Annotated in this window: 26 protein-coding genes, 1 tRNA gene and 1 pseudogene; 18 read left to right on the plus strand and 10 right to left on the minus strand. The window is 70.6% G+C overall.

The window, feature by feature from the left end; genetic code table 11:
- Window positions 1–114 precede the first annotated feature (114 nt).
- Entirely contained in the window at window positions 115–1131 is a 1017-nt protein-coding gene (locus P8A20_RS16000) for a hypothetical protein (protein WP_306103713.1), read from the plus strand.
- 35 nt (window positions 1132–1166) lie between these two features.
- Here P8A20_RS16000 and P8A20_RS16005 read toward each other — a convergent pair whose 3' ends face one another.
- Complete coding sequence (locus P8A20_RS16005; RefSeq protein WP_306103714.1) at window positions 1167–1724, minus strand: GlcG/HbpS family heme-binding protein; 558 nt, start codon at window positions 1722–1724, stop codon at window positions 1167–1169.
- 225 nt (window positions 1725–1949) lie between these two features.
- Here P8A20_RS16005 and P8A20_RS16010 point away from each other — a divergent pair, with 225 nt between their 5' ends.
- From P8A20_RS16010 to P8A20_RS16020, 3 genes are all read left to right on the plus strand, one after another.
- Window positions 1950–3380, plus strand: coding sequence for a sensor histidine kinase (locus P8A20_RS16010; protein ID WP_306103715.1), 1431 nt, complete (start codon window positions 1950–1952; stop codon window positions 3378–3380).
- A complete protein-coding gene (locus tag P8A20_RS16015; RefSeq protein WP_147958334.1) occupies window positions 3377–4009 on the plus strand; it encodes a response regulator in 633 nt (210 codons plus the stop codon). The genes P8A20_RS16010 and P8A20_RS16015 overlap by 4 nt, the downstream gene beginning before the upstream one ends.
- A 116-nt stretch (window positions 4010–4125) precedes the next feature.
- A complete protein-coding gene (locus P8A20_RS16020; RefSeq protein WP_147958335.1) occupies window positions 4126–4623 on the plus strand; it encodes a hypothetical protein in 498 nt (165 codons plus the stop codon).
- A 61-nt stretch (window positions 4624–4684) separates the two neighbouring features.
- On the opposite strand, the gene P8A20_RS16025 is transcribed toward P8A20_RS16020, so the two are convergent.
- Window positions 4685–5392, minus strand: a complete 708-nt coding sequence (locus P8A20_RS16025) for a pentapeptide repeat-containing protein (protein WP_306103716.1) — start codon at window positions 5390–5392, stop codon at window positions 4685–4687.
- Window positions 5393–5490: 98 nt separating this feature from the next.
- Between P8A20_RS16025 and P8A20_RS16030 the strand changes: the two genes are divergently transcribed.
- Window positions 5491–6678, plus strand: a complete 1188-nt coding sequence (locus P8A20_RS16030; protein ID WP_306103717.1) for an FAD-dependent oxidoreductase — start codon at window positions 5491–5493, stop codon at window positions 6676–6678.
- Between the two features lie 31 nt (window positions 6679–6709).
- On the opposite strand, the gene P8A20_RS16035 is transcribed toward P8A20_RS16030, so the two are convergent.
- Both P8A20_RS16035 and P8A20_RS16040 read right to left on the minus strand, forming a co-directional pair.
- Window positions 6710–7186: a GNAT family N-acetyltransferase gene (locus P8A20_RS16035; RefSeq protein WP_147958337.1), complete on the minus strand. Its 477-nt coding sequence runs from the start codon at window positions 7184–7186 to the stop codon at window positions 6710–6712.
- Between the two features lie 34 nt (window positions 7187–7220).
- Window positions 7221–8132: an aminoglycoside phosphotransferase family protein gene (locus tag P8A20_RS16040; protein ID WP_306103718.1), complete on the minus strand. Its 912-nt coding sequence runs from the start codon at window positions 8130–8132 to the stop codon at window positions 7221–7223.
- A 63-nt stretch (window positions 8133–8195) separates the two neighbouring features.
- Here P8A20_RS16040 and P8A20_RS16045 point away from each other — a divergent pair, with 63 nt between their 5' ends.
- From P8A20_RS16045 to P8A20_RS16060, 4 genes are all read left to right on the plus strand, one after another.
- Window positions 8196–9596, plus strand: coding sequence for an NAD(P)/FAD-dependent oxidoreductase (locus P8A20_RS16045; RefSeq protein ID WP_306103719.1), 1401 nt, complete (start codon window positions 8196–8198; stop codon window positions 9594–9596).
- A 289-nt stretch (window positions 9597–9885) separates the two neighbouring features.
- Window positions 9886–10572, plus strand: a complete 687-nt coding sequence (locus tag P8A20_RS16050) for a TNT domain-containing protein (RefSeq protein ID WP_147958340.1) — start codon at window positions 9886–9888, stop codon at window positions 10570–10572.
- 69 nt (window positions 10573–10641) lie between these two features.
- Complete coding sequence (locus P8A20_RS16055; RefSeq protein ID WP_187282079.1) at window positions 10642–11007, plus strand: hypothetical protein; 366 nt, start codon at window positions 10642–10644, stop codon at window positions 11005–11007.
- 165 nt (window positions 11008–11172) lie between these two features.
- Complete coding sequence (locus tag P8A20_RS16060) at window positions 11173–11736, plus strand: HD domain-containing protein (protein ID WP_306103720.1); 564 nt, start codon at window positions 11173–11175, stop codon at window positions 11734–11736.
- Here the strand turns inward: P8A20_RS16060 and P8A20_RS16065 are convergent.
- Both P8A20_RS16065 and P8A20_RS16070 read right to left on the minus strand, forming a co-directional pair.
- Window positions 11724–12191 (minus strand): NUDIX hydrolase, encoded by a 468-nt coding sequence (locus P8A20_RS16065; RefSeq protein ID WP_147958343.1) that lies wholly within the window; start codon window positions 12189–12191, stop codon window positions 11724–11726. The two genes, P8A20_RS16060 and P8A20_RS16065, sit on opposite strands and share 13 nt — an antisense overlap.
- Window positions 12181–12951, minus strand: a pseudogene (locus P8A20_RS16070) (XRE family transcriptional regulator); the annotation flags it as partial. The gene P8A20_RS16065 and the pseudogene P8A20_RS16070, both read right to left, overlap by 11 nt.
- 98 nt (window positions 12952–13049) lie before the next feature.
- Here P8A20_RS16070 and P8A20_RS16075 point away from each other — a divergent pair.
- The 6 genes from P8A20_RS16075 to P8A20_RS16100 all read left to right on the plus strand — a co-directional run bounded on the left by P8A20_RS16075 (window position 13050) and on the right by P8A20_RS16100 (window position 16943).
- Entirely contained in the window at window positions 13050–13742 is a 693-nt protein-coding gene (locus P8A20_RS16075) for an HAD family hydrolase (protein WP_306103721.1), read from the plus strand.
- 107 nt (window positions 13743–13849) lie between these two features.
- Complete coding sequence (locus P8A20_RS16080; RefSeq protein ID WP_306103722.1) at window positions 13850–14752, plus strand: radical SAM protein; 903 nt, start codon at window positions 13850–13852, stop codon at window positions 14750–14752.
- On the plus strand, window positions 14745–15386 hold the full coding sequence (locus P8A20_RS16085; RefSeq protein WP_306103723.1) for a P-loop nucleotide/nucleoside kinase family protein: 642 nt from the start codon (window positions 14745–14747) through the stop codon (window positions 15384–15386). Before P8A20_RS16080 ends, P8A20_RS16085 begins: the two co-directional genes overlap by 8 nt.
- Window positions 15304–15951 (plus strand): class I SAM-dependent methyltransferase, encoded by a 648-nt coding sequence (locus P8A20_RS16090; RefSeq protein WP_306103724.1) that lies wholly within the window; start codon window positions 15304–15306, stop codon window positions 15949–15951. The genes P8A20_RS16085 and P8A20_RS16090 overlap by 83 nt, the downstream gene beginning before the upstream one ends.
- A 16-nt stretch (window positions 15952–15967) precedes the next feature.
- Window positions 15968–16555, plus strand: coding sequence for a class IV adenylate cyclase (locus P8A20_RS16095; RefSeq protein ID WP_147958347.1), 588 nt, complete (start codon window positions 15968–15970; stop codon window positions 16553–16555).
- 16 nt (window positions 16556–16571) lie between these two features.
- Entirely contained in the window at window positions 16572–16943 is a 372-nt protein-coding gene (locus P8A20_RS16100) for a hypothetical protein (RefSeq protein WP_147958348.1), read from the plus strand.
- A gap of 341 nt (window positions 16944–17284) precedes the next feature.
- On the opposite strand, the gene P8A20_RS16105 is transcribed toward P8A20_RS16100, so the two are convergent.
- Window positions 17285–17359 (minus strand) — tRNA-Thr (locus P8A20_RS16105).
- A gap of 177 nt (window positions 17360–17536) precedes the next feature.
- Between P8A20_RS16105 and P8A20_RS16110 the strand changes: the two genes are divergently transcribed.
- The 3 genes from P8A20_RS16110 to P8A20_RS16120 all read left to right on the plus strand — a co-directional run bounded on the left by P8A20_RS16110 (window position 17537) and on the right by P8A20_RS16120 (window position 20079).
- On the plus strand, window positions 17537–18673 hold the full coding sequence (locus P8A20_RS16110; protein WP_306103725.1) for an ABC transporter ATP-binding protein: 1137 nt from the start codon (window positions 17537–17539) through the stop codon (window positions 18671–18673).
- 236 nt (window positions 18674–18909) lie between these two features.
- Entirely contained in the window at window positions 18910–19323 is a 414-nt protein-coding gene (locus P8A20_RS16115; RefSeq protein ID WP_147958351.1) for a hypothetical protein, read from the plus strand.
- A gap of 36 nt (window positions 19324–19359) precedes the next feature.
- Complete coding sequence (locus tag P8A20_RS16120; RefSeq protein ID WP_147958352.1) at window positions 19360–20079, plus strand: nucleotidyltransferase family protein; 720 nt, start codon at window positions 19360–19362, stop codon at window positions 20077–20079.
- Window positions 20080–20151: 72 nt separating this feature from the next.
- On the opposite strand, the gene P8A20_RS16125 is transcribed toward P8A20_RS16120, so the two are convergent.
- From P8A20_RS16125 to cysS, 3 genes are all read right to left on the minus strand, one after another.
- Entirely contained in the window at window positions 20152–21783 is a 1632-nt protein-coding gene (locus tag P8A20_RS16125; protein WP_306103726.1) for a DoxX family membrane protein, read from the minus strand.
- 333 nt (window positions 21784–22116) lie between these two features.
- Window positions 22117–23073: a 23S rRNA (guanosine(2251)-2'-O)-methyltransferase RlmB gene (gene rlmB, locus P8A20_RS16130; RefSeq protein WP_147958353.1), complete on the minus strand. Its 957-nt coding sequence runs from the start codon at window positions 23071–23073 to the stop codon at window positions 22117–22119.
- Between the two features lie 106 nt (window positions 23074–23179).
- A complete protein-coding gene (gene cysS, locus P8A20_RS16135) occupies window positions 23180–24580 on the minus strand; it encodes a cysteine--tRNA ligase (RefSeq protein WP_147958354.1) in 1401 nt (466 codons plus the stop codon).
- Between the last annotated feature and the right edge of the window lie 16 nt (window positions 24581–24596).

The raw sequence follows: 24596 nt of genomic DNA on the forward strand, positions 1-24596 counted from the left end.
ACCAAGAACGACCCGAATTGGGACGCCTGGCAGGCCATGCGCAAGGAAGCCAAGCAGTCGTACTCGGGAGCACGTGGCGACGCCGCGACCTACCTCGGACGGGATTGAGCACAAGTGAGTACGGAAACATCCGGCAAGCGCCGCCGGGCGTGGCTGGTCACGGCCGGCGTCTGTGCGCTGGCCGTGGTGGCCGGCGTGACGGTGGCGACCAACACCAACGTCCTGGGGCCCCGTGACCTGTGCGACGGGTGGTTCAGCGGCGAGGACGCCGGAAACAGCCTCGACGGCTTCGGCCGGGTGACCGGCAGCATCGACAACCTCGGAGGCTGCACGGTTGAACAGTCCGGCTGGCTGCCGGGCACCACGGACGCGAAGATCCGGCTGTCGGCCACCTCTGTCACCCCCGCCCACCCCTTCAGCCGGTCCGAGTGGAAGGCCTCGGGCGCACAGAACATCCTTCCGGGCGGGCTGCCCGGCGCCTTCGACGCGTACGGCAACGGCTGGGTGGCCCTGCCGTCCGGCTGCGGCCCGGTCGGTGCCGCATGGGCCAAGGGCGACCACACGATCCTGAGCGTCGCCGTCAAGCAAGGGAACGCCGACCCGGCGGAACTCGCCCGGCTGACCAGGGCCGCAGCCTTTGAGCTCGCTGCCGATCACGACTGCGCGCCTGCCGACTCATCGACGCGGAACGCCTCGGCGGACCTCATCCAGGCGTCCGCTCCCGCCAGGAGCGACCCTGCCACGGTGTGCGGACTGGACGGCTTCTCCCTCGGCGCCGAGGCTCCGGCGGCCAGGCCTCTGCGGGAGCAGACCTCGGGCTCCCGCGACGACGCCTGGTTCTGCGACCTCTCCCTGTACCAGCCCGCCACCGGGCTGCCCCGGGACGACGACCGTGAGCCGTTCGCCCGGCTCGCGGTCATCCGTAACCCCGAGCTGCTGCCCGCGGCGAAGGAGCGGCGCTTCGACCATGCCGTCTGCGGTGGCAAGGAGACCTACTTCGCGACAGAGATCGCCGATTACGTGTACTCCCCGGACACCCCGGAGGAGAAGGCCGCGGCGACCCTGGTCAAGGCGTCCGACGTGCAGAACCGCTTCACCGCCGCCGCCCGCAAAGCACTCGCCTGCGACTGACCGGACTGCTGCCGCGCTCGTCGCCGGGCCGGGCGTCAGCGGCCGAGCGCCGCGACACCCGCCGCCGCGAACTTCTCGTCGAGGTCGCCGCTCGGGGCGCCCGCGACGCCGATGCCCGCCACCGGGGCGCCCTTGACCTGCACGGGCGATCCGCCCGCCAGGAACAGGGTGCCGGGGATGTCCTTCAGGTTGGGGGCCTGCTCCAGGCGCTTGACCAGCTCGGAGGTGGGCGAGTTCCAGGAGACGGCGGTGTACGCCTTCTTCACGGCGGACTCGGGGGACTGCGGGCCCGCACCGTCGCCGCGCAGCGTGACGACGGTGTTGCCGTTGCGGTCGACGACGGCGACCGAGACGCGCTGGTTCTCCTTCTTCGCGGCGTCCAGGGCGGCCTGCGCGGCCTTGGTCGCGGCGGCGACGGTCAGGTGCGTGGACTGCTGGAGGTTCCGGTCCGCGGCGTCGGCCTTCACGGCGGCGGCGGGCGCGGCAGCCGGGGTGGACGCGTTCGCGGACATCGCGCCGAAGGTTCCGGCACCCAGCGCCGCGGCGGCGACGGCACCGGTCAGGACACGGGTACGCAGGGACATCTTCTTCATGGTGGGCTCCTCGGATGAAGGTCGGCTCGGCCCCGCACAGTCCGGCTTCGGACATCGGCTTCGGGCTTCGGGCACTGGCTTCCGGTTTCGGCTTCCGGTATCGATCCTCCGGCCGGAACCGGGCACGGGCCGTCGGCGTACCGGCTCGAAGCCGCAGCCGGGTCGGCCGACGGCCCCGTCAGCCGATCGGTTGATGCGGAGGTGGACCGCAGGGGTGACCATGGGATGTCCACGCAGGTCAGCGGCTGCGCGGTGACGTGGAAGCGCAGGACAGACCGAAGGAGCGCGGGGTACGACGTGCGGCGGAACGGAACCGGGCCGGACCCGGAGCGGACGGAGCCGGCAGGCGCGGGCAGCACGCACCGTGCGGGTGCGGCGGGCGACCCGGACGCGCGGTGGCTGGCCCTCCTCATGCACGCCGCGTTCTTCCTGCTGCTCGGCGCCTCCCTCGCGCGTTTCCTCATGCGCCACCCCGGCGAGACCCGTACCCCCTGGATCATCGGGCTGTCGGCCGTGCTCGCCGCGCTGTACCTCCTCGGACCGGTGCTCGGCTCGCGGCCCACACCCCGCCGGCTGACCTGGCTCGGCGCCCTCGTCCTGGTGTGGATGGTCCTGGTCGTCCTCGCGCCGAGCTTCGCGTGGTGCGCCGTCCCGCTCTTCTACACGGGCCTGCGGATCCTGCCACCGCGCGCCGCCCTGGCACTCGTCGCCCTGCTCACCGTGTTCGTCGTCGCCGCGCAGCTACGGCTCGCCACCGGCTTCGATCCGAACCTCGTCCTGGCACCACCCGCCGTCGCGGCCGTCGCCACCGCCGTCTTCGTCCACATGCAGCGCCAGGCCGTACGCCAACGGGCCCTGGCCGTACGTCAGCGCGAGCTGATCGACGACCTGCTCCGCACCCGGCGGGAACTCGCAGCCACCGAGCGCCGGGAAGGAACCCTCGCCGAACGCCAGCGGCTGTCCATGGAGATCCACGACACCCTGGCCCAGGGGCTCTCCAGCCAGCAGATGCTGCTCCAGGCGGCCGACCGCTCCTGGGACGCCGACCCGGCCACCGCCCGCCGCCACGTCCTCACGGCGACCGGCATCGCGGAGCGCAACCTCGCCGAGGCCCGCCGCTTCGTGCACGACCTCGCGCCCGCCGACCTGGCGGAGGGCGGCGGGCTGGAAGCGGCGCTGCACGCACTCGCAGACCGGGAGACCGCCCAGGCACGCGGGGGCCTCACCGTCCGCTGCCATGTGGAGGGCGCCCCGGCCACCACGCTGCCCGACCGGGTGCAGTCCGCGCTCCTGCGGATCGCGCAGGGCGCGCTCGCCAACGTCACCGAACACGCGGAGGCCACCGTCGCCGCGCTGACCCTCACCCACCTCGACGACCGCGTCGTCCTCGACGTCGCCGACAACGGCCACGGCTTCAGCCCCGAGCGGCAGACATCCCGCCCGGCCGGCGGCGTACGCGGCCACGGGCTGCCCGCGATGCGGGCCCGGGTCCAGCAGCTCGGCGGCACACTGACCATCGAATCGGCACCCGGCGAAGGCACCGTCCTGTCCGCCGCCGTGCCCCTGGCCGCGCACCCGGGCGCCCCCGGCCCGGCGTCCGGGCAACCCACCTCGTCCGCCTCACCAGCCCCGCCCGCCCCGGAGGAACGCGCATGACCCCGCCCGTACGGATCCTGCTCTGCGACGACCACGCCGTCGTACGGGCCGGGCTGCTCGCCCTGCTCGGCGGCGAACCCGACATCGACGTCGTGGGCGAGGCGGGCAGCGGGGAGGAAGCCGTCGCCCTCGCCGCGCGGCTCCGGCCCGACGTCGTCCTGATGGACCTCCAGCTGGGCGCGGGGATCGACGGCGTCGAGGCGACCCGCCGCATCGCGGCAGCCGGGGCCGGCGCGGTCAACGTACTCGTCCTCACGACGTACGACACCGACGCGGACATCACCCGCGCCATCGAGGCGGGAGCCACCGGGTACCTGCTGAAGGCCGAACGCCCGGAGGAACTCTTCGCCGCGATCCGCGCCGCCGCGCAGGGCCGCACGACACTCTCCCCGCCGGTCGCCAGCCGTGTCATGGCCCGGATGCGCAGCCCCCGGCCCACCCTGACCGAACGCGAACTCGACATCCTGGGCCAGCTGTCCCAGGGCCTCGGCAACCGGGACATCGCACGAGCCCTCTTCATCAGCGAGGCAACCGTCAAGACCCACCTGGGCCGGATCTACGAGAAGCTCGGCGTGGACACCAGGGCGGGAGCGGTCTCCGTCGCCAAGGAGCAACGCCTGCTCCCGTGACCCACGGCCCCGGGCGCCCCGCGCCGGACGCCGCCGGCGTTCACCCGGACGGCCTAGTCACGCCCCGTGCCCGCCGCCCGGCACGGGGCGCCCACGCGGCATGACACCATCGAACCGTGCTCGACATCGGCTACTCCCTCTCCCGGCGCTTCCCGGACCCCCCGCAGACCGACTACCGCCGCGCGGACGTCCACGCCCTGCGGCACGACCTGTTCTCCGGGGACGTCTACCTCGCCGACACCAAGGCGGACCGCGAAGTATCCACAGCCTGGGGATGGGTCCCCGTACTCGACTTCGCCTGGGCACTCTGCGACATCGTCGAGCAGATCGACCGCGACCCCCGGGGCAACCGCTCGCACCGCCAGCAGTACGCCGAGCTCGACTTCACCGAGTCCTCCGACCGCATGCTCTTCGAACGCCGCTTCGGTTGGGTGGACGTCGAAGCCGACTGGATGCCTGGCGAGGAGCCCCCGCTCACCTTCAGCCACTCCCTGCTGCGCCGCGAGGCCCGCGACTTCCTGCACGACCTGATCGCCGACCTGGCCGACATGCACGAAGGCCTCGCCGACAACCCGATCATCTGGGACCTCCAGGCCCGCTTCCCCCGCCTCTGACAGCACCCGGCCCCGGGAACCGGGACGAGGGCGCGGGCGGGAACCAACCGACGGTGCACGCCTACGCCTCCACCCGCACCCCGATCTGCGCGGCGAACGCCGGAGCCAGCTCCATCAGCTGGGACGGGCTGATCACCGCACCCGCCAGCCGCTCCACACCCCGCGCGATGTCGAGCTCGGCGACCGTCCTCAGATCGACGGACTCCATCCGCACGGAACTGAAGTCGGCACGCTTCAGCACGCAGTCCCGGAACTCCACCCGCACCAGCTGCGCCTCCGCGAAATCCGGCTCCGAGAGCACACACCCCTCGAACACGACGTCCTTCAGCCGTGCCTTGCGCAGATTCAGATAATCGATCTTCCCGCCCCGCACGAGCACCCGCTCCAGCACCGCACCGTGCAGCTGCACCCCGCCCAGCCGCGCGTCCAGGACCTCGACATCCCGCAGCGACGCCCCCGCCAGATCGGTGCCCACACCCCGCACACCCGTCAGCACCGAGTCGATGAACCTGGCCCGCACCAGCTCCGCACGGTCCAGCGCGCACCCACGCAGCTCACAGTCCATGAACCGCGCGCCGGGCCCCGAGGCGTCGGCGAGGTCCGTCCCATCGAACCGCACCCCGTCGTAGTCCCCGTCGGGCTCCAGCCCCTCCCCGTCGTACTCCACCAAAGGCGGCAGCCGGACCTCCGGCCGCCTCGCCTCCGCCACCTCGTCCTTCGCCCCCGCGCCCCTGCCGCTCCTGTTGCCTGTACGTGCCATGCCCCCCATCGTGACGCACACCACCGACACCGCCCGGCCCGGTGTCACGAAACCGGCCGGCCCGACCGTCCTTCCTGCAGAAGCGCCCACCGCGAGGAGACCCAGCCATGCAGCGCATCCACATCGTCGGCGGCGGCCTCGCCGGACTGACCGCCGCCATCACCGCCGCCGAATCCCGGGCACAGGTCACCCTCCACGAGGCACACCACACACTTGGCGGACGGGCCAGGACCTCGGACGGCCCCTACCTCACCAACGAGGGACCGCACGCCCTCTACCGCCGCGGCCCGCACTGGACCTGGCTCGAACAGCGCGGACTCCTCGGCCCAATCGCCTCCGTGCCGCCCCTCGAAGGCACCCGCTTCCTCTTCCACCGCGAGGGCGCCCTGCGCAGGACCCCGCCCCTCGCCATGCTGCGCCTCGCCCGCCGCAACCCCCACCGGGCACCCGCCGACACCGACTTCCACAGCTGGGCCACCGGCCAGGTGGGCGAGGAGGGCGCACGCGCGGCGGCCCACTACATGGGCGTGGCCCTCTTCCACCACGACCCCGGTTCGCTCTCCGCCGCCTTCGTCCAGGAACGGCTGCGCCGTGCCACCGCGGTGCCCCCGGAGGCCCGCTACCCGGTCGGCGGCTGGGCACGGCTCGTCGACCGGATGGCCGCCCGGGCCTGGGACCTCGGCGTACGCATCCGGACCGACGCACGCATCGGCCCCCGGGAACTGGCGGAACTCCGGCGAGGCGGCCCCGTCGTCGTCGCCATCCATCTGGACTCCGCCCGAACCCTCCTGGAGGACCCCGCCCTGACCTGGGACAGCGGCCGGACCGCCCTGCTCGACCTGGCCCTGCGGACCCGGCGCGGCGACCCGTTCATCGTCTCCGACCTCGACGCCCCCGGCTGGATCGAACGGTTCACCGCCCAGGACCCCACCCTCGCCCCGCCGGGCGAACAGCTCCTCCAGGCCCAGATCCCCCTCGCACCCGGCGCCCCGCGCGCCGACGCCCTGCGCCGAGCCGAGAACCTGCTGGACCTCGGCTTCCCCGGCTGGCGCGAACGCACCACCTGGCGCCGGGAAGCACTCGCGGCGGGCCGAACCGGCGCCGTCGACAGGCCTGGCACGACCTGGCGCGACCGGCCCGCCGTCGACCGCGGCGACGGAATCCTGCTCGCGGGCGACCAGGTCGCCGCCCCGGGACTCCTCAGCGAGGTCGCGTTCAACAGCGGCATGGAAGCAGCGGTCCTGGCCCTCAAGCACCTGGGCACGGCGGAGCACGCCGGGGCCCGCACCGCATGAGCCTTTCTGGCCCGGACACCCCGGGAACGGCTCAGGCCGCCCCGAGCTCAGCCAGCGCCCCGTCCGTCAGCCGGTACACCGTCCACCCGTCCTGCGGACGCGCGCCCAGTGACTCGTAGAAAGCGATGGACGGGGCGTTCCAGTCCAGCACCGACCACTCCAGACGTCCGTAACCGCGCTCCACGCAGATCCGCGCCAGCTCCGTCAGCAACGCCTTCCCGTAACCGCCGCCCCGCCTCTCCGGGCGCACGTACAGGTCCTCCAGATACACGCCGTGAACCCCGCGCCACGTCGAGAAGTTGAGGAACCAGAGCGCGAAACCGACCACCTCGCCGTCGTCGTCCGACACCGCGACATGGGCGTACGCGGCGGGCCGCTCGCCGAACAGGGCCTCGCCCAACTGCCCCTCGGTGGCGTTCGCCTCGTCGAGCGCCTTCTCGTAGTCCGCGAGCTCACGGACCATGGCGTGGATGGCGGGGACGTCTTCGGGAGTGGCTGCACGAATCATGGGGGCAGCCTAGACAGGCGGCCCGCCCACCCGCCTAACCGTTCCGCCCCAGCAACCGCCGGGCGATCTCCGCATGGTCCGCGGAAAGCCGGCGCCCCCCGCCCCGGATCCACAGCCCGTTCTGCAGCACCCTCCCCAGGGTCCACGCCCGCGCACGCTCCCGGTCCAGACCCAGCACCCCCGACAGCAGGTCGAACCTCCACAGCACCTCGGACGCGTCGAACCTGTTGTCCAGCGCCGGGAACAGCTCGAACCCCGGATCCCCGCTCAACGGCTTGGGATCGAGCGCGACCCACTCACCCGCCCGCCCGTCCTCCGCACGCCCGGCCAGGATGTTGTCGTAGTGGAGGTCCCAGTGCAGCAGGCGGTCACCCGGCTCCCCGGCCACCTCCCGCACCGCGGCCGCACAGTCCAGGAGCAACCGCCGCTCACCCTCGTCGGCCAGCCTCGCCGCCGCCCCCGGCGCCTCCTCCAGCATCCGGGCGGCCTCGTCCCCGAGCCTCCGCATCCCCGGCGGAGCCGGCACCCGGACCAACCGGGCCAACGACTCCGCGAGCACCCGGACCGCCGCCCGCGCATCCGCCACCGCAGTCAACGGGCGCCGTTCGTCCAGGCGTTCCAGCAACATCGCCCCGGTCGCCGGATCGTGATCCAGCAGACCCACCGCCCCCGCACCGGCCTCACCCCAGACCCGTAGCGCGACCGGCTCCCCCACCGTCTCCTCGTCCACCAACTGGAGCTTCAGAGCCGCCGGCTGGCCGTCCGCCTCCCGCAGCACCGGAAGCACCATGGCGCACATCCCGCTCATCGCGGCCCCGTCGAGCCGCAGCCCCCACTCCTCCAGATACCTCCCCGCGAGAGCGGGCAGCGCGTCGGCGAACTCCCGCCCCACAGCGCCGCGGAGCGTCCTCAGATACACGACCAGCTCATCCGGAACGTCGATCACACCGCGAGCCTAGAGGTAACGTCCCTCCAGCGACTGGGCTGCACACGGACAAGCAGGGGACACATGAGCACCGTCAGTACCGTCAACGGCGGCATTTCGTTCTGGTACGCGAACAAGGGCACCCCCACCCCACGCGAGCCCCTGCCCGGCGACACCGCCGCAGACGTCTGCATCGTCGGAGGCGGCTACACCGGACTCTGGACGGCGTACTACCTCAAGAAGGCCGTCCCCTTCCTCAACATCACCGTCCTGGAAGCCAAGTTCTGCGGCTACGGCGCATCCGGCCGCAACGGCGGCTGGCTCTACAACGGCATCGCGGGCCGCGACCGCTACGCCAAGCTGCACGGCCACGACGCGGCGGTCCGCCTGCAGAAGGCCATGAACGACACCGTCGGCGAGGTCATACGCGTCGCGGGCGAGGAGAACATCGACGCCGACATCCACCACGGCGGTGTCCTCGAGGTGGCCCACACCCCCGCCCAGCTCGCCCGCCTCAAGGACTTCCACTCCGTGGAGATCGCCTTCGGCGAGACCGACCGCGTCCTGCGCGGAGCCCGCGAGACCGCCGAACGCATCCGCGTCTCCGGCGCAGTCGGCTCCACCTGGACACCGCACGGCGCCCGCCTGCACCCCGCGAAACTGGTCACCGGCCTCGCCGACGCCGTGGAGGCCCTCGGCGTCACGATCCACGAGTCGACCCCCGTCACCGAGATCAAGCCCAAGCACGCCGTCACCCCGTACGGCACGGTCCGCGCCCCCTATGTGCTGCGCTGCACCGAAGGGTTCACCGCGGGCCTCAAGGGCCACAGACGCACCTGGCTCCCCATGAACTCCTCCATGATCGTCACCGAGCCGCTGTCCGCGGCCATCTGGGACACCATCGGCTGGGACGGCCGCGAAACACTCGGCGACATGGCCCACGCCTACATGTACGCCCAGCGCACCGCCGACGACCGCATCGCCCTCGGCGGCCGGGGCGTCCCCTACCGCTACGGCTCGGCCACGGACAACGACGGCCGGACCCGGCCCGCCACCGTCGAGGCCCTGCGCGACCTGCTCGTCCGCTTCTTCCCCACCACCGCGGGCACCCGCGTCGACCACGCATGGTCCGGCGTGCTCGGCGTACCCCGCGACTGGTGCGCCACGGTCACCCTGGACCGCAGCACCGGCCTCGGCTGGGCCGGCGGCTACGTCGGCTCCGGCGTGGCCACCGCCAACCTCGCCGCACGCACCCTCCGCGACCTCATCCAGCAGGACTCCGGCCAGGCGGGCCCCACCGACCTCACCGCCCTCCCCTGGGTCAACCACAAGGTCCGCCGCTGGGAACCCGAACCCCTCCGCTGGCTCGGCGTCCACACCCTCTACGCCGCCTACCGCACCGCCGACCGCCGCGAGGCCACCTCCTCCTCCCTCGCCACGGACCCCCTCGCGAAGGCGGCGGACCGCATCTCCGGACGCCACTGACCCGACACCACCGGCCCCGGGTGGAGCACCGGCGTGCGCACCTCGCCCCGGACACCACCGGCCCGGCTCGAGCACCCGCGTACGCAGCCGGAGGCCCCTCCTAGGCCGATCAGGAGAAAGCACGGCTCCGAACGGGTGACGGCACGTATCCCCGCCCTCGCGCGCCACCGCATCCGCAATTGACTGAGGTCCACCACACACGGCGCCCCGTCACGGGCGCCTCCACGCGACCTCGACGCCTGCCTGCCGCCTCCGTGGCCGACGCGGGCCGTGAGAAGGGACCACCTCCATGCGGGTGCTGCGAAACATCGCATCGGGCGCAATCGCCTCGCTGCTCCTCCTCGTCGGGCTCACACCCGTGGCCGCCCACGCCGACACCGGCGACCAGGGCCGTCCGGGGACCCACTGCCCGACGGACGCCCGCACGCGCGGGACCAACGGGGCACCCGCCACACCCCTGGAGGAGTACTACCTCGACGACTGGCGGCTCGGCCCCGAGTTCCTGCCGAGGACCGGCGCCATCGGCGCGATGCTGCGTGACTACGACCGCACCGGCCCGACCTCCGCGTACTGGTTCCTCGGGTGCTACTGGCAGACCGATCCGACCAGCGGCGAGTCCGGTTGGTGGTACCCGGACAACGACGGCTTCGTCCTCGACCGCGCGGGCAACCCGGTGAAGAAGAACCTGACGCTCCGCGTGGGACAGCTGGTCGACCTCTTCGGCAGCGGACGCGGCAACTTCCTCGCCCCTGCCGGGACCCCGTACGCCAAGCGCGCCATCCCGCCGAGCAACCTCGTCACGTACACGACCGACTACCCGTACAGCTACCGCCTGTACCGGGTCACGGAAGCGTTCACCGTGGAAGCAGGCCGCATCCGCCCCTGGTTCGGACAGCCCGGTCTGGGGATCCAGTACAAGACCGACCAGCGGATCTCGGAACTGGTCAACGCCGAGAAACTCGAAGCCCTGAACTGATCACGACCGCACTCCCCTGGGCGGGCCCCGGCACGACGGGGCCCGCCCAGGCGCATGCAAGGGAAACCGATGAACAGGACCGAACTCACCGAACAGCTCCGCCGCGAGAAGGTCCCGGACGCGCTCTACGACATCCCGGGAGTCCACGGCGTCCCCGTACAGCTGGACGCCTACTACGTCCTGCGCCCGGAAGGGGACGCGTGGCCGGTCCTCCTGCGCCAACGGGGCCAGGAGGAAGTCATCGCCCGCTTCGGAACCGAGGCCGAGGCGTGCAGCTACCTGTACGACACCCTCACCGACGTCCCCCCACCGGTCCCGGGCGCCGCGGAACGCATCGAGCGCCTCCTGGCCGACGCCGCCGAGATCCAGCGCCGGGCGGAGGAGGACTTCGAACGCGCCCCGGACCGCGAGGACGGAGCCTCGGGGGGTGTCTGAACCGGGGTGCCGGAACAACATGAAGCCCCAGGTCACGAACTACGCGACCTGGGGCTTCTCCGAGCCCCCTGTCGGATTCGAACCGATGACCTACGCATTACAGGCGTGCCGCTCAGCAGACGCAGGGTGGGTTCGGCCCTGATTCTGCGGGGGCACGTAATGAGCATGAACCGATCGATGGCGAAGTGGGCATGTTCGGTGGCCGAGGCGGAGCTGCGTGAGTCCCTCCCTCGTCGATGGATGCACTCACAAGGGGTCGCGCGGCGCGCGGCCGAGCTGACTGAACTCCTGGGCGGTGACGCGGACCTACTGACTTCTGCCGCCGTGCTTCACGACGTGGGCTACGCGCCGCGGCTGGCAGCGACAGGCTTTCATCCGCTGGATGGTGCCCGGTTCCTTCGTGACGACCATGCTGCGGATGAGCGGCTAGTGCGGTTGGTGGCAAACCACTCGTTGGCGCTGCTGGAGGCGGAGGAGCGCGGGCTACGGGGCGATCTGGAAGCCGAATTTCCGCTGCTCGACGACCACCGGCTCGTGGACACCCTGGTGCATTGCGACATGACGACGACGCCCGGTGGAGAGAGTACGTCTGTCGAGGATCGGCTGGCAGAGATCATGGAGCGTTACGGCACGGACAGCCTCGTGGGGAGGTTCATCCGGAGGGCTTCGCCGGAAATCTTCGGTGCCGTAGGGCGGGTGGAGGCGGCGTTGGCGGTTCAGCCCAGGTAGGGGTATGTGCCGGCGAGGTAGTCGCCGATCTGCTGCCGCATGCTGGGGTGGATGTCGTACTGGTCCAGGTCGCTCGGCTGGACGTAGCGGACGCCATCGGCTTCATCGTTGATCGTGGGCTCGCCGCCCACGGGACGGCCGATGTAGGTGTTCTCGTACTGCTGGCGGATCTCGCCGTCCGTGTAGGCCACGATGTGGTTCGGATTTGTGTAGACCCCCAGGAAACCCGTGACCTCAGCGATGATCCCGGTCTCTTCCAGGCACTCACGCACAGCGCACTGGGCCGCTGTCTCGCCGATGTCCTGCGCGCCGCCCGGCAGGGCCCACTGGCCTGTGTCCCGGCGGCGCTGGAGCAGTATGGCGCCGTTTTCGTCGACGACGAGGAGGTTGTTGGCGGGGATGAGCGTGTTCGCCTTGGGGGCCTTGGGGTCGTTGTAGTACTCGGTCCTGCCCATGCGGCGAGGGCCCCTCCTGGTCTGGTGTCCAGGACCGTGCGGTGGCCCAGACAGCTTCGAAACTCTGAGCGTAGTTGTCGAACCAGCCCGCCGTGTCTGCTCTGCGGAGATGGAGGAGGGGGTTGGCACTGGCCGGCTGCCCCCAGACGTGCGGGTTGACCAGAAGATCATCGTCGTACCGGAACATGGAGGTGTAGAGCGTGGTGTCGTGCAGTTTCACCTCGCATCCGGTCTCGGACAACAGGGGCCGGTAGTAGGTCAGGGAGGCACGGATCTTGGCGGCAAGCGTGTCGCCGATGCCCTCCTCGTGGCCCCGGATCGCTGCAGCCTGGCCCTTCGAGTCGCCGAAGCAGAGCCGCACTCGCACCCCGCTCGATGCGCGCTCAGCGAGCATCTTGGCGACGTGCGGGTTGGACTGCGCGAAGAAGGTGCCGGAGAAAACGAGGACGCTGATCTGCTCCTGGGCGCCACCGAGTAGCGACAGCCACGTGTCGCGCGGGACGCTCGCCCGGTTCTGGTAGGTCGCGACCAGCTCCTGCCCTGAACCGGTGAGCTGCTGCTGCGTGCTCGGCGCCGGTGTCGGCCAGAGGAACAGTTCCTCGACCCGTAAGTGCTTGGCGACGCGGAAGCGGTGGCGAGGATGGGGAACGCGCCCGCCGAGCCACCGGCCAACGGTCTTGGGGTCCACCTCGCAGACCTCGGCGAGTGATTCAGGTGGGATGCCGCGCTGGGCGAGCACGGAGTGCAATCGCTCGTTCACAGGCGCCATACAAGCCGAGACAGGTCAGGAGCGGCAAGGACGTTTCGGGACGTTCCACAGAAGGAGGGGGCCGTCCCCGCTGTATTTACGCTGGATGCATGGAGCTCATCGTCCTGTGGGACATCGACCACACCCTCATCGAGAACGCAGGGGTCAGCAAGGAGATCTACGCCGCCGCCTTCACGGCCCTGGCAGGAAAGGCGCCCGCGGGGCCGGCGCGAACGGAAGGGCGTACGGACCGGCTGATCATGCGAGACATGTTCCAGCGGAACGGCCTGGTCGAGCCGGACTGGACAGCGACAGAGAGGGCGCTTGCCGACGCAGGGGAGGCACGTTTCCACGCCCTCAGCCAGCGGGGGACAGCCCTGCCCGGCGTGAGGGAAGTCCTGAAGGAGGTCTCCGTGAGCAGCAGTTGGGTGTCATCGGTACTCACCGGCAATATCGCGGACAACGCCCGCGTGAAGGTCGCGGCCTTCGGTCTTGACCCCCTCCTCGATCTGTCGGTTGGCGCCTACGGGGCCGATGCCCTCCAGCGCCCCGACCTGGTCGCTGTGGCCCGGGAGCGTGCCCAGCGGCTGCGGGGCGCCCCGGATGGCGTGCCCGTCGTGCTCGTCGGAGATACCCCGAGGGACGTGGAGGCCGCACTCTCCACGGGCTCCGAGATCATCGCAGTCGCCTCCGGCGTCCACAGCCCTCAAGAGCTGGCAGACGCCGGTGCCCATACGGTCCTGCCCGATCTGACGGACACCAGCCGGGTACTCGGGATTCTGGAGGCGCTCTCCGCACGCTGAAAGCGTCCCAGGACGTCCTCAGAGTGTCCCGATACGCGGTGACGGGGTCCGTACCAGTCCCGCCAGTATCAGGTCTCCCACCAGGCAAACGCCCGAAGGAGACCCTCGTGATCAGCGAAGTCACCGGGATCCGCAGAATCCGGATGCTGTACCTGCAGCTGCTGTACCGCTGCAACTTCGAATGTCTGCACTGCTTCCACGGAAAGCGGCTCCAGCACGCCGACGCCTTCACCACGGACGAGGCGGTCAACCTCCTCACGCTGATGCGCGACGAGTACGGCACCGAGGCCGTCACCCTGCTGGGCGGCGAACCGTTCGTCTACCGGGACCTCGCCCAGGTCGTCCGGTATGCCAAGCGGGACCTGGGCATGCAGGTAGAGATCTGCACCAACGGCTACCGGATCGAGCGCCGGCTGACCGAGATCGCCCCTGACCTGGACCTGCTCCGGGTATCGCTGGAGGGCATCGGCTCGACCAACGACCAGATCCGCAAGTTCGGAAGCTACCGCAGCGCGCTGAGCGCCCTCGAAATCGCCCGGCGCCTCGGTGTCCGCACCGGAGCCACCATGACGGTCACCTCACGCAACATCGAAGAGGTACTGCCGCTCGCTCGCGTACTCCAGGGCTACGGCGTGGAGCAGCTGAAACTGCACTGCCTCCGGCCGGTAGGCAACGCTGCCGATCACCCCGAGCTCCTGATCACCGACCTTGCGGCCTACACCCGCCTTCGCGGCGGGCTGGATGCGGCCGACCTGGAGATCGAGGTGATCGTCGACGAGGACCTGTCCGAGGCCGGCGCCCCGGACTCCTGCCTTCCCGACGGGGGCCCCGTCGAGATCGAGCGGATCGAGGCCGACCCCCGTGGCGCGCTGACCATGTCCTGCAAGGCCGTCGGGAAGGACTCGCACGCCTTCTGGTACGACAAACTGGCTGACCACATCGACCACCGGCCCTCCCCCACCGACGAGCTCGCGCTCGCGGTGCCGGACGTGGTGTACGGCCGTGTCTGACGGTCCGCTGTTCGAGAGCCTCGAAGGGCTCCGCGGTACCGGAAAGTCGACCATCGCCCCGATGCTGGCAGCGGCCCGCCACGCCGTCCTGGTCCCGACCGTGCCGCTCTTCTACCAGCCGCTGCGCCGGGAGGTGGACCGGCGTGGAAACACCGAGGCCCGGATGTGCTTCTACCTGTCCGCGCTGTTCACCGTGACCGATGAGATCCAGCGTCTCCTGGCGGACGGCACCCCGGTGGTCGTGGAGAGCTACTTCGCCCGCTGCCTGGCCAACCACCAGGCACTCGGCTCCAGCCTCGGCGTCAGACTCCCGCCCAGCCTGCCCCAACCCGTTACATACCAACTGACGTGCGGCAAAGGCGAGCGCGGGCGCCGGCTCGCCGACCGCATCAAGCCGGTCTCCCGCTGGGACGCCCTCGCGGAAGAGGTGGCAGACCGCGTTTCCGACGCCTACGCCCAGTTCCCGATGGACCACGTGGACACCACGCATCTGGCACCCGACGAGGTTCTCCAGACGATCCTGTCCATCGACACGCAAGGAGCCCCACACCGTGCAAACGCAGAGCCTGTGGGAGCACACCCTCACGTTCTTCCCCCAGTTCCTCGCCGCGCTGAAGGAGCGTGCCGCTCCTGACGCCACGGTCATGGTCGTGGGGGCGAGCGACGGAAAGTTCGTCCTGCCTCTGGCCGCGGCCGGCTACCAGGTGGTCGCGGTAGAGCACGACCCGCTCGCTCTGCATGGTGGCGAGGTCATCCTCCCGGGTGACAACCGGGCCCACGCGATGGGCCTCGTCGACCGCCTCAAGCTCGAATCGCTCCACGACCGCGTGCAGATCGTGGAAGAGGACTTCCTGCAATGGGAGCCTTCGGCCACGCCCTGCGATGCCATCTGGACGAGCTGCGCCTGGCATTACAGTGCCAACCATCATCGCCCGCTCGCTGATTTCGTCACCCGCATGCAGTCCTCTGTCGGCCAGAGCGGCCTGTACGGCGCGGAGTTCATGATGCCGATCACCCAGCGCCAGCACCTGATCGAGCACTACACGTCCCCCGAGAAGCTCAGGTGCCACTTCATCGGCGACTGGGACGTCCTGCTGACCCTGCGCACGAACGAGTTCGCCGAACGAGCCCACATCGGCCAGCTCCAGGACCACACCCACCGGATGGGCCTGCTCCTCGCGGCCCGCACTCCCTCCTAGTACGAAGGACGAACCCGTGAAGCACGAGTACGAGGCCAAGTTCCTCGCCATCGACGTCACCGGCCTCCAGAACCAGCTGACCGCCCTGGGCGCCACGCAAGCGTTCCCGCGTACCCTCCTGACCCGCAAGATCTTCGAGAACGACGCACTCGAAGGAGGCGCCTGGGTGCGCCTGCGGGACGAGGGCACCCGATCGACGCTGACGCTCAAGCAGGTCACCGACGCCACCACGATCAACGGCACCACCGAGATCGAGACCGAGGTCACCGACCTGCACGCCATGGCGGAGATCCTGCGCAGCCTCGGCATGCGCGAGGTCCGGTACCAGGAGAACTACCGCGAGGAATGGCGCCTCGGCGAGGTCGCCTTCGACTTCGACACCTGGCCGGACCTCCCCACCTTCGTCGAGATCGAGGGCCCCGACGAAGCATCGGTCCGCCAGGCAGCCGCCCTGCTCGACCTCGACTACTCCGAGGCCCGTTTCGGCAGCGTCGATGAGATCTACAAGAGTGAGTCCGGCAGGGACATCTTGGCCGAGCCCACCCTCCTCTTCTCCGACGCGGACAAGCAGGCTCCGGCCGGGGCCGCTGTCACGAGCGGGTGATCTTGAGGACCGAGCCGTGTTGATAGAACTGGCCGTGACGCCTCGGGTCATACCCGGCATCGCCGAGTTCGCGCGCGGCGGCCTGCCCGCCGCAGCAGACACTGACGACGGCAACACGTGGACGGACGGATTCTGCTGGCTCTACTGCGGCTGGCGCTGGGCCCGTGTTCTGTGGATCTGCCCGGTGAGTGTGGCCGGCGCGCAGGCAGCCATGTTCGCCTGCGGCCCGTGCATCCGCGTTTTGCAGGAGCAGGTCTGGCAATCCCTTCTCCTTCACGATGAACCGGCCCGTCAGGCCCCGGTGAGCACAGCCCCCGTGCCCGAGCGACCTGGTGGGCGACGTGTCGGGAAGCATCGGGCGCGGGGCGGCATGTTCAGTCGTGAATGAGGCCGATGGCAGTCAAGGCCATGACGCTCCTGCGCAGTGTCCTCGGTGCCATTGGCCCGCCCTGCGGTTGTGCCCGGCGACCAGGCCCGGCGACCAGGCGCGGGGTTGCGGCTGGGGTGCGGGACGCGAGTGGTCAGGACGCCGGCCGGTTGGCGGGCTGCACTGAGCTCTCGGCGGGCGGCTGCTTCCTTGAGGAGCTGGTGGGGTTCGTAGCCGCTTGCTTCGGTGCCGGCGAGGATCCACTCACGCGGGTCCTCCCGCCGCGCCCCGAGCATTCGGCACACCAGCCCAGAGCAACAGAAAACCCCAGGTCACGAACTACGCGACCTGGGGCTTCTCCGAGCCCCCTATCGGATTCGAACCGATGACCTACGCATTACAAGTGCGTTGCTCTGGCCGGACTGAGCTAAGGAGGCGTGCGGGAGCAGTGTAACCAACGCCCGGGGCGGAACCTGCCGGATATTCGGGACCTCGGACTACTGACAGATTCGAAAACGCCAGGTAGCGTCACCTCAGGTTCACTCCAGTGGACCACACCACTCCCTTACTCGGATCGTCCGGCACGTTCCTGCCGGTGGAGGAGAAGAATCGCCATGGCCAGTGTCACGTTCGACAAGGCGTCCCGCGTCTACCCCGGCTCCACGAAGCCGGCTGTGGACCAGCTCGAGATCGACATCGCGGACGGCGAGTTCCTCGTCCTCGTCGGTCCTTCCGGTTGTGGCAAGTCGACCTCCCTGCGCATGCTCGCGGGTCTCGAGGACGTCAACGGCGGTGCCATCCGCATCGGTGACCGCGACGTCACGCACCTGCCCCCGAAGGACCGGGACATCGCCATGGTGTTCCAGAACTACGCGCTCTACCCGCACATGTCCGTCGCGGACAACATGGGCTTCGCCCTCAAGATCGCCGGTGTGAACAAGACCGAGATCCGGGCGAAGGTCGAAGAGGCCGCCAAGATGCTGGACCTCACCGACTACCTCGACCGCAAGCCGAAGGCGCTCTCCGGTGGTCAGCGCCAGCGTGTGGCGATGGGCCGTGCGATCGTGCGTGAGCCGCAGGTCTTCCTCATGGACGAGCCGCTGTCGAACCTCGACGCCAAGCTCCGTGTGTCGACCCGTACGCAGATCGCCTCCCTGCAGCGCCGCCTCGGCATCACCACCGTGTACGTGACCCACGACCAGGTCGAGGCCCTCACCATGGGCGACCGCGTCGCGGTCCTCAAGGACGGTCTGCTCCAGCAGGTCGACTCGCCGCGCAACATGTACGACCGCCCGGCGAACCTCTTCGTCGCCGGCTTCATCGGCTCCCCCGCGATGAACCTCGTCGAGGTCCCGATCACCGACGGTGGCGTGAAGTTCGGCAACAGCGTCGTCCCGGTCTCCCGCGAGGCGCTCACCGCCGCCGCGAACCGTGGTGACACCACCGTCACGGTCGGCATCCGCCCGGAGCACTTCGACATCGTCGAGCACGGTGGCGCCGCCGCGGCCGGCCTCTCCAAGGCCTCCTCCGGCGCCCCGGCCGGCCTGGCCGTCTCCGTCAACGTCGTCGAGGAGCTCGGCGCCGACGGCTTCGTCTACGGTGCCGCGCAGGTCGGTGGCGAGCACAAGGACCTGGTCGTCCGCGTCGGCGGCCGTGCCGTCCCGGAGAAGGGCACGGAGCTGCACGTCGTGCCGCGCCCGGACGAGCTGCACGTCTTCGCCACCTCGACCGGTGAGCGTCTGACCGGCTGATCCTTCCGGTCCGCCCTGAGCGGATCGGCGTCACGGCCCCGCGTCCCCCGAGGACGCGGGGCCGTTCGCGTGTCGCGGCCGGAATCGGGTTTCGGACCCGAGGGGCTCCAAATAACCTGCCACACCGGTCAATTCGCCCCAGCCCGTCAACGCGTGATTCGAAAAGACCACTCGAACCATCCCTCGCAGGGGTGACGAAATGTCGTCAGGCAGTCACTGCCCGCTACGCTCGCTGCGTGAACCACACCGCGCGCCGAATCGGCCGAACCCTAGCCCTCGTACTGCCCGTCGTCATGGTTCTGTCCGGGACCCTCGCGGTCACCCGCGTGCAGTGGTCGGGGCAGGACACCGAGACCCAGCTGCTGACCGCCTCCTCGGAGACCGTGTCCAAGCAGGCGAAGGCCCCGGCTCCTCAGGACGTTCTGCGGGACAAGCTCCTGCTGGAGCTCCGCGAGAAGGACCCGGGTGCCGCTCTGACGAGCCTCCAGCGCACCGTCGAGGGGCGTCCCTCGCTGGCTAAGCACTGCATGTCGATCGCCAGGGCGCTCGGCAAGGCCGCCGTGGACCAGTACGGTCCGACGCGCGCCCACCGCTTCTCCCGTCCGGTCTGCGACACCTCCTTCGCCTCGGGCGTCGCACAGTTCAGCTGAGCCGGGTGTGTCCGGGCACGGCATATCGTGCCTGGCATGCATACGTTTCCGACGCAGGCCGTGATCCTGGCGGGTGGTCAGGGCTCGCGGCTTCGCCCGTACACCGATGACCGCCCGAAGCCGATGGTCGAGATCCCGGGGACCGGGACCCCGATCATCGGCCATCAGCTTTCCTGGCTGGCCGCCGAGGGCGTCACCGACGCAGTGATCTCGTGCGGCCATCTCGCGGATGTGCTGCAGGAGTGGCTGGCCTCGGCCGATCTTCCGTTGCGTGTCACGACCGTCGTCGAGACCGAGCCCTTGGGCCGGGGCGGCGGTCTCAAGCATGCCGCGACACGGCTGCCCGATCCGTCGGAGCCCTGGTACGCGACCAACGGCGACATCTGGACCCGCTTCTCACTGCGGGAGATGGCCGCCTTCCACGCCGAGCGGGACGCCACCGCGACGCTCGCGCTGGCCCGCCCGCGCATCCCGTGGGGCGCCGTGGAGACGGACGCGTTCGGCCACATCACGGACTTCATCGAGTCGCCGCCCTCGCCGTATCTGATCAACGCCGGGGTGTACGTCTTCGCGCCCGCGTTCACGGGGATGCTGCCCGACCGCGGTGACCACGAGCGGACGACGTTCCCCAGGCTGGCTCGCGAGCGCCGCCTGGCAGGGTTCCCGCTGCCCCACGGGGCGTACTGGCGGGCGATCGACACCGCGAAGGACCTCACCGAGGCGGCGAGGGAGCTGGGCGCCCAGGCGGGCGGCTGACGGCGTCCCGGACGTGCGCGAGGGCGGTCACCGGATGTCCGGTGACCGCCCTCGTGGTGTGAACCGGCGGTGTCAGCCGAGGAGGCCGCCGATGGGGTTCCGTCCGGCGCCGCCGGACGAGTCGCCGTCCGAACCGCCGTCGGAGCCGCCGTCGGACCCGCCGTCCGAACCGCCGGAGGCCGCGGAGCCCGAGGAACTGGGGCCCGCGTCGCCCGCCGGGGGCTCCTGCGGGGCCGGCTCCTGCGGGGGTGCCTGGCCGGTGCCCTGGGTCTGGCTGGGCTGCCCCGTGCTCGCCCCGGCCGTCGGGCCGGACTCACGCCCGGCCCCGGAGCCCGGGGTGGACTGCTCGGCCGACGGGGTGCCCGGGGCGCTGGAGGGCGACGTCTCGGGGGTGCGGTTCTCCGGGGTGCTGGACGGCTTGCGCTTCTTGCCCTCGGACTTTTCGGGGAGCGGGGAGCCGGGCAGCTGGTTGGTCGGGTAGCTGTCGGGGCCCGGCACGGTGACGACCTGGGTGGAGCGGACAGCACCGCCGAGCATCGAGCCGACCAGCAGGGTCAGACCGACGACGACGGTGGCGATCACGGTGCCGCGGCGCAGTACCCGGCGCCGCAGGTCCCAGATATCGGATCGGGGGCCGAGCGTGCGCCATGCCTCACCGGAGAGACGTCCGTCGAGGGAGTAGACCGGGGCACCCGCGATGACGAGGGGGCTCCAGGCGGCCAGCAGGATGATGTCGGCGGTGTCGTAGGCCCCGGCGGTGCGCCAGCTGACCGCGACCAGCACGGCGGCGGAGAGCAGGGCGCCGAACGTGGCGGCGACCCGCTGCCAGAGTCCGAGGACGGTGAGGACACCGACGACGACCTGGAGGAAGGCCACACAGAGGCCCGCGGCCACGGGGTGGGCGAGCGCGAAGTCGCGCAGCGGTTCGGCGGCGGCCCACGGGTGCAGCGAGGTCAGCCACTTGACCATCGAGCCGCGGTCGCCGTCGTCGAAGTACGCGGGGTCGCAGAGCTTGCCCATCCCGGCGTAGATGGAGAAGAAGCCGAGGATGACGCGCAGTGGAAGAAGGACGACGCCGAGGTTCATCCGGCGGCCGGGGTAGTAGGCGTGCCGGACGGTGTCGCCGCTCTGGCGCCGGTCATCGGCGGTGGCGTCGTCCTGGCCCTCGGTCGCGGGGTCGTCGTAGGTGACGTCGTAGGCGTCGCGGGCCGGCGTGTCGACGGTGTCGTAGGCGCCGACGGCCTGCCGCATGGGGGGCAGGAGCGGTCCGTTGCGACCGTTTCCGTGCCGGTGGGGCGCGGGGACCACGGGGTTGGGCTGGGTCTCGTCGAGGCGCGGGATGACCTGGGTGCCGCCGCCGGCGTCCTCGCGGCCCGCGCCGAAGTCGCCGCCGGGGCGGGCGTCGAGGTGGCCGGCGGTGGAGTTCCGTACGGCCTGCAGGAGTCCGGTCGCTCCCGGGTCGCCCGGCTCCGACCTGCCGCTCCAGACAACGGGAGCCCGCCTGCGGCCGCCCGCGCCGCTCATGGCGGGGATCCTGGCCCGTCCGGCGGAGCCCAAGGGGCTCAGACGGGTGCGCTGGCCGGGAGCGAGCTGCACCCGGAAGCTGGCGTGGCTGACGATGACCTGCGCGGGGTCGCTGTCCACCTTCGTCATGCTCAGGGCGGGTTGGTCGTCGAACCGAGGCGTTCTGGTGTCCACACTCATCTAACCGAGTGATGTGTGATTAGGACACTGCCTTGACACGTCCAGAGTGTCCGAGACCCGTCAACCGTCCTCGGCCGCGGGTCCGTCTGCGTACGCCGGGGACACGGAGGGAGGGCCGGTGAGCCCGCCGGGACGGCTTCGTCGCTGGTGGGGCGGCCTGTGCCGATCGGCCGACGGCTCCTGCCCTCGTTTTTATGCTCCCCCGGCACCGGCCGCGCCGGGGGGCGTGCGGCCGGCGGACGCGCGGGCGTTCCGCGCCTCCGCCGAAGGGGGCCGGACCTGGTGGCGGTCCGCCGGGACCCGGTGAAGGGTCCCGACGCGGCGGCCCGGGTGTCACGCCCGGCGGCGTGCCACTTCGTAGAGGACGATGCCGGCGGCGACACCGGCGTTCAGGGATTCGGCACCGCCGGGCATGGAGATCCGGACCCGGTAGTCGCAGGTCTCGCCGACCAGACGGCCCAGGCCCTTGCCCTCGCTGCCGATGACGATGACGACGGGGCCCTCCAGCGCCTCCAGGTCCTCGACGGTGTGCTCGCCGTCCGCCGCGAGGCCGACGACGGTGAGGCCGGCCTTCTGGTAGCCCTCCAGGGCGCGGGTCAGGTTGGTGACGCGCGAGACGGGCGTACGGGCCGCGGTGCCCGCCGAGGACTTCCACGCTCCGGCCGTCATACCGGCCGCACGACGCTCGGGGACGACGACGCCGTGGCCGCCGAAGGCGGAGACGGACCGCACGATCGCGCCGAGGTTGCGGGGGTCGGTGACGCCGTCGAGTGCGACGATCAGCGGGTCCTCGTTGTTGTCGTACGCGGCGGAGGTGAGGTCTTCCGGGTGCGCGTACTCGTACGGCGGGACCTGGAGGACGAGGCCCTGGTGGTTCAGGCCGTTCGTCATCCGGTCGAGCTCGGGGCGCGGGGCCTCCATGAGGTTGATGTTGCCGCGCTCGCCGGCGAGCTGGAGGGCCTCGCGGACCCGCTCGTCGTTGTCGATGTACTGCTGGACGTAGAGGGTGGTCGCGGGGACGCCGTCGCGCAGCGCCTCGAAGACCGGGTTGCGGCCGACGACCATCTCCGACGTGCCCTTGACGCCACCGCGGCGCGGGGCGGGGCGGCGGGCCGCGGCCTGCTTGGCCTGGGCGTTCGCCACCCTGTTCTTCTTGTGTCCCTTGCGGGCGGAGGCGGGCGGCGTCGGTCCCTTGCCTTCGAGAGCACGGCGTCGGTTACCGCCGCTGCCGACCTGCATGCCCTTCTTGTTGGACGTGCGGCGGTTCCTGCGCTGGCTGTTCCCGGCCATGACCTACCTGTTTCGTTGCTTCAGAAAAACGTCGTCAAGTGAAAGTGTGCCGCCCGGACAGCCGGGCGGCACATTTGCGCTGCTCACGCATGGTGCGAAGGTCCGCTCAGCGAGGTCCGAGCGTCCAGCGCGGTCCGGTGGGGCTGTCCTCGATGACGAGGCCGGACTGGTTGAGCTGGTCGCGGATCGCGTCGGCGGCGGGCCAGTCCTTGCGTTCGCGGGCGGACTGCCGCTGGTCGAGGACGAGCCGTACGAGGGTGTCGACGACGCCGTGCAGGTCCTCGCCGCGGTCGCTCTCGCCCGCCCAGTGGGGGTCGAGGGGGTCGAGCCCGAGGACTCCGAGCATCGCGCGCACCTCGGCGAGGCGGGCGACGGCGGCTTCCTTGTCGTCGGCGGCGAGGGCGGAGTTGCCCTGCCGGACGGCGGTGTGGATGATCGCGAGCGCCTGCGGGACACCGAGGTCGTCGTCCATGGCCTCGGCGAACGCGGGCGGTACCTCGACGGCGGCCTCGACCGGCCCGCCGGCCTTCTCCACCACGCGCTGGACGAAGCCCTCGATCCGCGCGAACGCGGACTCGGCCTCGCGCAGGGCCTCCTCGCTGTACTCGATCATCGACCGGTAGTGCGGGGTGCCGAGGTAGTAGCGGAGGACGATCGGGCGCCACTGCTTCACCATGTCGGCGACCAGCACGGAGTTGCCCAGGGACTTCGACATCTTCTCGCCGGACAGGGTGACCCAGCCGTTGTGCACCCAGTACTTCGCGAATTCGTCGCCGAAGGCCTTGGCCTGGGCGATCTCGTTCTCGTGGTGCGGGAAGATCAGGTCGATACCGCCGCCGTGGATGTCGAAGGCGGTGCCGAGGTACTTGTGCGCCATCGCGGAGCACTCGAGGTGCCAGCCGGGACGGCCGCGGCCCCACGGGGTCTCCCAGCTGGGCTCGCCCGGCTTGGCGGACTTCCACATGGCGAAGTCGCGCTTGTCACGCTTGCCGGTCTCGTTGTCGCCGGACGGCTGGCGCAGGTCGTCGAGGTCCTGGTTGGAGAGCTCCAGATACCCCTCGTACGAGCGGACGTCGAAGTAGACGTTGCCGTCGGCCGCGTAGGCGTGGCCGCGCTCGATGAGGCCGCGCATCATCTCGACCATCTCGGTGATGTGGCCGGTGGCGCGCGGTTCGTACGTGGGCGGGAGGCAGCCCAGGGCGTCGTAGCCGTCGTTGAAGGCGCGTTCGTTCTCGTAACCGATGGACCACCAGGGGCGGTTCTGTTCGGCCGACTTGTTGATGATCTTGTCGTCGATGTCGGTGACATTCCGGATGAACGTCACGTCGTAGCCGCGGTATTCGAACCAGCGGCGCATGATGTCGAAGTTCAGCCCGGACCTGATGTGCCCGATGTGCGGGGCGGCCTGGACAGTCGCGCCACAGAGGTAGATCGAGACACAGCCCGCTGCGAGCGGGACGAAGTCACGGATCTGCCGGGCGTTGGTGTCATGCAGGCGAATAGTCACCCCTCAAGGGTAGTGG

This window comes from Streptomyces sp. Alt3 (assembly GCF_030719215.1).
GTDB lineage: Bacteria > Actinomycetota > Actinomycetes > Streptomycetales > Streptomycetaceae > Streptomyces > Streptomyces glycanivorans.

Excerpts from the sequence above, each read along its gene's own strand:
- P8A20_RS16005 (WP_306103714.1), bottom strand. The coding sequence starts at position 1,724 with ATGAAGAAGATGTCCCTGCGTACCCGTGTCCTGACCGGTGCCGTCGCC.
- P8A20_RS16010 (WP_306103715.1), top strand. The coding sequence starts at position 1,950 with ATGTCCACGCAGGTCAGCGGCTGCGCGGTGACGTGGAAGCGCAGGACA.
- P8A20_RS16015 (WP_147958334.1), top strand. The coding sequence starts at position 3,377 with ATGACCCCGCCCGTACGGATCCTGCTCTGCGACGACCACGCCGTCGTA.
- P8A20_RS16025 (WP_306103716.1), bottom strand. The coding sequence starts at position 5,392 with ATGGGGGGCATGGCACGTACAGGCAACAGGAGCGGCAGGGGCGCGGGG.
- P8A20_RS16030 (WP_306103717.1), top strand. The coding sequence starts at position 5,491 with ATGCAGCGCATCCACATCGTCGGCGGCGGCCTCGCCGGACTGACCGCC.
- P8A20_RS16035 (WP_147958337.1), bottom strand. The coding sequence starts at position 7,186 with ATGATTCGTGCAGCCACTCCCGAAGACGTCCCCGCCATCCACGCCATG.
- P8A20_RS16045 (WP_306103719.1), top strand. The coding sequence starts at position 8,196 with ATGAGCACCGTCAGTACCGTCAACGGCGGCATTTCGTTCTGGTACGCG.
- P8A20_RS16050 (WP_147958340.1), top strand. The coding sequence starts at position 9,886 with ATGCGGGTGCTGCGAAACATCGCATCGGGCGCAATCGCCTCGCTGCTC.
- P8A20_RS16055 (WP_187282079.1), top strand. The coding sequence starts at position 10,642 with ATGAACAGGACCGAACTCACCGAACAGCTCCGCCGCGAGAAGGTCCCG.
- P8A20_RS16060 (WP_306103720.1), top strand. The coding sequence starts at position 11,173 with ATGAACCGATCGATGGCGAAGTGGGCATGTTCGGTGGCCGAGGCGGAG.
- P8A20_RS16065 (WP_147958343.1), bottom strand. The coding sequence starts at position 12,191 with ATGGGCAGGACCGAGTACTACAACGACCCCAAGGCCCCCAAGGCGAAC.
- P8A20_RS16075 (WP_306103721.1), top strand. The coding sequence starts at position 13,050 with ATGGAGCTCATCGTCCTGTGGGACATCGACCACACCCTCATCGAGAAC.
- P8A20_RS16110 (WP_306103725.1), top strand. The coding sequence starts at position 17,537 with ATGGCCAGTGTCACGTTCGACAAGGCGTCCCGCGTCTACCCCGGCTCC.
- P8A20_RS16120 (WP_147958352.1), top strand. The coding sequence starts at position 19,360 with ATGCATACGTTTCCGACGCAGGCCGTGATCCTGGCGGGTGGTCAGGGC.
- P8A20_RS16125 (WP_306103726.1), bottom strand. The coding sequence starts at position 21,783 with ATGAGTGTGGACACCAGAACGCCTCGGTTCGACGACCAACCCGCCCTG.
- rlmB (WP_147958353.1), bottom strand. The coding sequence starts at position 23,073 with ATGGCCGGGAACAGCCAGCGCAGGAACCGCCGCACGTCCAACAAGAAG.